The following is a 1,428-nucleotide window of genomic DNA, read 5'->3' on the forward strand; positions in this document are numbered from 1 at the left end:
GAGCATCCCGGAGAGGGCGCCCCGCTGGGCGGGGCTGATCTGTACGCGGGTGTAGTAGTCCTCGATCAGTTTCTTGAAGCGCCCCAGGTTTTTTGCCGCTCCTATGCGGGTTGCGGCTCTCGGTTGAGGGTCGCGTAGTGGGCTTGCTCGAACTCCACGGGTGGCACGTTACCGAGAGTGCTGTGCAGGCGGCGGTTGTTGTACCAGTCGACCCAGCCGGCGGTCGCGAACTCGACATCGGCGATCGTCCGGTAGGGGCCTTCGTGGAAGACGGTGGTGCGGATGCACTCGGTCTTGAACAGGCCGTTGATCGTCTCCATGAGGGCGTTGTCATAGGCATCTCCGACGCTCCCGATCGAGGGGCGGATGCCCTCGAGGTCGAGGTGCTCGGTGAACAGGATCGAGGTGTATTGCGAGCCCGCGTCGGCGTGACAGATCAGCTCGGGGCCGACGGGGTGTCCCTCGCGGCCACGTTCCCACAGCGCCATCCGCAGCGGGGTCATCACGAGCTCGGTCTCCTTGGACGTCGAGGCGTGCCAGGCCACGATCCGTTGGGCGAAGACGTCGACGATGAAGGCCACGTAGACCCACCCGGCCCAGGCGCGGACGTAGGTGAAGTCGGTGACCCACACCCGGTTCGGGGCCGGTGCGGTGAAGTCGCGGTCGAGCAGGTCACCGGCCCTCTTGCCGTCCTTGGCCGGGATCGTGGTCCGGATGCCCTTGTCCCGCCGGACCCCCGATAGCCCCAGCGCTCGCATGGCCCGATCGACCGCCCCAGCACCCGCGCCCGGGACGGTGGTCCGGCGCAGCAGCGCGGTCATCTTGCGACGCCCATAGAGGCCCTCAGGTGTCAGCTTGCGTCGACCTTGGGCGTCGGTCGTCCAGGCCGCGTTCCGCACGGCTTCGACGATGTGGGCGTCGCTGACGGTCCTGGCTGACGGGCCGGCGCTGCGCCAGCCCCGATAGGTTCTCGCGGCGACCTTCACGCCCTGCTCGCGCAGGACCCGGCAGATCGACTCGACCGCGTGTCCCTCGGCCCTCATCTGATCGATGAATCCCATCATCAACGGTTGCGGGGGTCGAGTTCCCCCGCGAAGAAAATCGAGGCCCGACGCAGGATCTCGTTGTCCTCCTCGAGCCGACGGACCTTGTCCTTGAGCTTCTTGATCTCGGTGAGCTCCTCACTCGTCGCGCCCTGACGCTGGCCACCGTCGATCTGGGCCTGAATCACCCACCGGCGCACCGACTCCTTCCCGACGTTCTCCCGCCGGGCGACGGCCTCGGCTGCGGCGGTCAGCGATGGATACTCCGGCAAGTGCTCCAGCACCATCCGGACACAGCGCTCGCGCACCTTCGGATCGATCTTCTTCGGCATGACATGCATCCTTCCAACTCAAAAGGACGCGGCATCAAACCTGGGGCACTTCA

Annotated in this window: 1 protein-coding gene; it reads right to left on the bottom strand. The window is 66.5% G+C overall.

The window, feature by feature from the left end:
• Positions 1 to 101 precede the first annotated feature (101 nt).
• Positions 102 to 1,375, bottom strand: a protein-coding gene (locus BHE97_RS18450; protein WP_087625508.1) for an IS3 family transposase whose coding sequence is annotated in 2 segments (ribosomal slippage) — positions 102 to 1,102 and positions 1,102 to 1,375 — 1,275 coding nt in all. Because the reading frame shifts where the segments join, the coding sequence is not laid out codon by codon here.
• Positions 1,376 to 1,428: the final 53 nt, after the last annotated feature.

This window comes from Aeromicrobium sp. PE09-221, assembly GCF_002174305.1.
In the GTDB taxonomy this organism is placed as follows: domain Bacteria; phylum Actinomycetota; class Actinomycetes; order Propionibacteriales; family Nocardioidaceae; genus Aeromicrobium.